Source organism: Pirellulales bacterium (genome assembly GCA_036490175.1).
Lineage (GTDB): Bacteria > Planctomycetota > Planctomycetia > Pirellulales > JACPPG01 > JACPPG01.
Map to the genome: position 1 here is coordinate 1 of DASXEJ010000174.1, position 3,900 is coordinate 3,900.

Annotated in this window: 4 protein-coding genes; 2 read left to right on the forward strand and 2 right to left on the reverse strand. The window is 58.7% G+C overall.

Going from position 1 to position 3,900, the window contains the following annotated elements:
• Positions 1-526 precede the first annotated feature (526 nt).
• Both VGG64_13050 and VGG64_13055 read left to right on the forward strand, forming a co-directional pair.
• On the forward strand, positions 527-1,285 hold the full coding sequence (locus VGG64_13050) for a hypothetical protein (GenBank protein HEY1600527.1): 759 nt from the start codon (positions 527-529) through the stop codon (positions 1,283-1,285).
• 54 nt (positions 1,286-1,339) lie between these two features.
• Positions 1,340-2,638 carry an exonuclease domain-containing protein gene (locus tag VGG64_13055; protein HEY1600528.1) on the forward strand — a complete coding sequence of 433 codons (1,299 nt, stop codon included), beginning with the start codon at positions 1,340-1,342 and terminating at the stop codon, positions 2,636-2,638.
• Between the two features lie 14 nt (positions 2,639-2,652).
• Here VGG64_13055 and VGG64_13060 read toward each other — a convergent pair whose 3' ends face one another.
• Together VGG64_13060 and VGG64_13065 are read right to left on the reverse strand one after the other, a co-directional pair.
• A complete protein-coding gene (locus VGG64_13060; GenBank protein HEY1600529.1) occupies positions 2,653-2,976 on the reverse strand; it encodes a hypothetical protein in 324 nt (107 codons plus the stop codon).
• Positions 2,977-3,242: 266 nt separating this feature from the next.
• Entirely contained in the window at positions 3,243-3,692 is a 450-nt protein-coding gene (locus tag VGG64_13065; protein ID HEY1600530.1) for a hypothetical protein, read from the reverse strand.
• Positions 3,693-3,900: the final 208 nt, after the last annotated feature.

Genomic DNA, 3,900 nt, shown 5'->3' on the forward strand with positions numbered 1-3,900 from the left:
GACATCCGCCCGGTGGACGTGATGGCCTCGTTCTATCGCCCGGCCGAAGAGCACCTGCTATCGACCGTGATCACCGCCACCAAGCCCGCCGGCGTGCCCGCCAAAACGGCCAGCGTGCAGAAGACCTCGAAGTAGCCGGCCGCCCGCGAGTGCGCGCTTGGCGCACCTGACCAACGAAGCGATTGACCACGGATTGCACTGATACCACGGATGAAACGCGCGCCGTTTCCTATATCCGTGTCATCAGTGCAATCCGTGGTTTTTTTGTTTCGCGGTCTCCGCTCGGCGGCCGCGACCATTCTGCCGAACACGGGCCCTTTACCCAGAACCTCGGCCGGAGTTGCAGCTCGGCACCTGGTTGCGGTGTGTGAATGACTCAGGTCGGTAAGCGGGTTGGATATCCCCAGACGGAGGCCGCAGCGCCCAGCGTGACATCTGCTGCTTGTGGCGGTATAACGGCGTCCGGACCTTACTCTAGCTGGCGGCTTTCAATTGCCAGTGTGAGCGATAACAGGGGGAAGAACCCGTGGGCTCGATTCCGAAGAAGGTTGCCGAAAGACTCGTCGATGGCATCAAAAAATTCAAGCCGATCGTAGAGCAGCAGAGGACAAAGGACATCGCCGAAGCGGATACCGTCATTCTTGTCACTGAAATTCTTGCGAACGTTTTCGGTTACGACAAATTCACGGAGATAACTTCGGAGTTTGCTGTAAAGAACAAGTGGTGCGATCTCGCAACCAAAATTGACGAGAAGGTCCAGACGCTGATCGAAGTAAAGGCAATCGGTCACGAGTTGAAACAACCGCATTGCGATCAAGCGGTCTTCTATGCGGCAAATCACCCAACTTGCATGTGGGTTTTGCTAACTAATGGACAGATTTGGCGCGCGTACGCCGTCAAAAACTGCAAACCGATCGAACAGGAACTGGTCGTCGAGATTGACTTCTTAGCGCTGGATCACAAATCGGAAGACGACTTGTCGTTGCTCTATTTGTTCTGCAAGGAGGGTTGGGCAAAGTCTGCGATTGACGATTATCAGACCCAAAGGGAAGCCCTGAGCCGATATCTGATCGGTGCAGTTTTGCTATCCGAGCCGGTACTCGCCGTCGTACGGCGCGAGTTGAAGCGTGTCTCACCAGACGTACACATTGAGCAGGCAGACATTCAGCAGGTGCTCGTGAACGAAGTCATCAAACGGGATGTTCTGGACGGCGAAAAGGCGGAAGCGGCTGAGAAGAGGGTCTTCAAAGCGGCAAAGGTGGCGCTAAGAGAATCGCCGGAATGACGAAGTCTGGACACGTGGTTCACGTCCCGACAAGCCCATCCAGGGGTAAGGCCGATGCGACCGGTCAGTGAGATGCAATTCGCAGTGGTGGACGTTGAAACGACCGGATTTGCGGCGAATCGGGCCGATCGCATTATTGAGATCGCGGTTCTTCGCGTTACGGCCGATGGAACAATTCATGACGAGTACGTGAGTTTAATTAACCCCGGCCGCGACCTAGGGCCCACGCACGTTCACGGCATCACGGGCGCGGACGTCCTCGATGCTCCTCGGTTTTCCGACGTGGCCGGCGATGTCGTATCGAGGATGGCCAACGCAGTTATCGTTGGCCACAACGTTCGATTTGACTCCTCATTCGTGGCTGCCGAATTTGAGCGCGCGGGCCACCCGCTGCCATCCTTTCCGTCCCTCTGCACGCTCGCTCTGACGTCCACGCTCGGGCTGGGACTAACCAATAGGCAGCTCGCGGCATGCTGCGCTCATTTCGGCATCCAGATTGACGAACGCCACTCAGCGGGCTGTGACGCACGTGCGACCAGCCAACTGCTTGCCGCGTGCCTTTGTCTCGCCGTCACGAATGGGTTGGACACGCTCGAATTGCTGGGATGCCATGAGCCGTTTCCTACGAATTGGCCGAGCCTGCCAGTTACTGGGCGCTCGCATCGTCGTGGGGAGGGCCGGGCCCACCGCAGTGAGCCGCACTACCTCTCACGGTTGGTAACACAGTTAATGGGCATGGAGCAGCCTCACCAAAGCGGCAGGCTGTCTGCAGACATCGTTCAGTACCTTGCACTCTTGGACCGCGTTCTGGAAGACAGGCTTGTCACAGAAACGGAAGCTGGCGAGTTGCTCGCCGTCGCTCGCCAATGGGGGCTATCCGGCGAGCGAGTTTGCGAGTGCCATCGGACATACCTGCGCGAATTGGCATGCGCCGCGCTTGCTGACGGGGTTGTCACCGAATCGGAACGCCGCGACCTGCTAGGGGTATCCCGGTTGCTCGGATTCGACAATACGGTACTCGACTCAGTCCTAAGTGAAGTCAGGACGGAACGCGGCGGGCGGCCTGCTGGTACGCCAGCCCACACACACCATGAGTTGATTAGCAAGTCCGTTTGCTTCACTGGGGCACTAGCCTGTAGGTTGGGCGGCGAAGCGATTACTCGCGAAAACGCTCAGCAGCTTGCAGAGGCTGCGGGCTTGATAGTTGCCGATGGCGTAACCAAATCGCTAGATGTATTGGTCGTGGCCGACCCGAACAGCTTGTCGAGCAAGGCTGAGAAAGCAAGGAAGTACGGTACGCGGATAATGGCGGAACAGGCGTTTTGGCGGTCAATCGGCGTGAGCGTCGATTGACGTCCGGAAGAGCCTCAATCCACGTGTCCGGCTTTGAAAACAACGGTCTTCCCTGTTTTCGCGCAGACGATTGTGACCTCTTCGACGAACGAGATTTTCAAGTCGTCGCCGCGTAGGCCTTGCCACGTGGCGAGATATTGCAGCGATTTGCGCTTCCAGGCAAGCGTGACCAATTCGCCTTGTTTCGCCTGCGCTGCCAATTCCGGCTCCGCTACCCGCTTTGCCCTGCCGCGCTCCCAGCAGCCAATCAGCCCTTTGTCGGGACCCTGCCAGAGTTCGACGGTAGTCAGCCCCGCGCGGATCGGGCGGTCGATTGAGCGGTTCAGGTGCATTGCCATTTCGTCCCCCATTCGATCCCCCTAGCCTATCCCCGGCCAAGCGCAACGAGGAATACCGTGCCGTTTCGGGGCAGATTGTATCCGAGTTAGACTTGCCGTGCGGAAGAAGGTTTCCAAGCCTGCCAGCGTGGCCTCCGGCGATCCTTGGCATGATCACGAATCCGGATGTAGCGTCGTTTCCCCTATCCGTGTCATCAGTGCGATCCGTGGTTGCTTAATTCGTGGTCTCCTCCTGAGCCCGTTGGCTCTTGAACCCACGGTCCCGGCTAGCTCTTTTCCCAGACGGTCAGGTACTGCGGGCTTTCGTTATTCTTGATGCCGACCTTGGTGATTTCGGTGCTTTTCTCGGCCGCCGCGGCAAAGGTCTTGGCGTCGGCGAACTCCTCGAACTCGAAGCCGAAGGGTGCGTCGCCTTTGAAGACCCAGACCGTGTACACGACGCTCGCGGTGCTCCCGGCGCTGGGTGTCGGCTGGGCGTGGTGAGCATCCCAATCGCGCTTGATCCACTGGTAAGCGTGCCGGAGCGAGTCGGCATACGTCGGCAGCGGTGAACCGCCGATAAATCGCGAGCACGTGTGCCGCGGCATGTCCGCCAGGTCTTTGAAGGCCTCGCTGCACCAGATCACGAAGGCGGGCTTGTCCGGCTGCTCGGGACTGGCAACTTCGGCAATCTCCAGCCGAAAGTATTGGCCGCCATACTTCAGAACGTGGGACATAGAACCCCTTTTCGTTGCATTGGCCAAAACGGCTTAATTCCGGCCCGAAAAGGCCGAAGGCCCGCTTAGCGGGGCCGGCCTTTCGGCGGATTATACCGCATCGGCAAACCACTGCGCCAACGCCCGGCCGCCGATTGGCGGCCGTAGCTGCCGCTGTCCGCCACGGCTATATTCCGAGCAACACGACGGTGCCCCCATACTGGCCGTT

What these genes read in the sequence shown, in the direction of transcription:
- VGG64_13055 (HEY1600528.1), top strand. Translation starts at nt 1,340, where the DNA reads ATGCGACCGGTCAGTGAGATGCAATTCGCAGTGGTGGACGTTGAAACG.
- VGG64_13060 (HEY1600529.1), bottom strand. Translation starts at nt 2,976, where the DNA reads ATGGCAATGCACCTGAACCGCTCAATCGACCGCCCGATCCGCGCGGGG.
- VGG64_13065 (HEY1600530.1), bottom strand. Translation starts at nt 3,692, where the DNA reads ATGTCCCACGTTCTGAAGTATGGCGGCCAATACTTTCGGCTGGAGATT.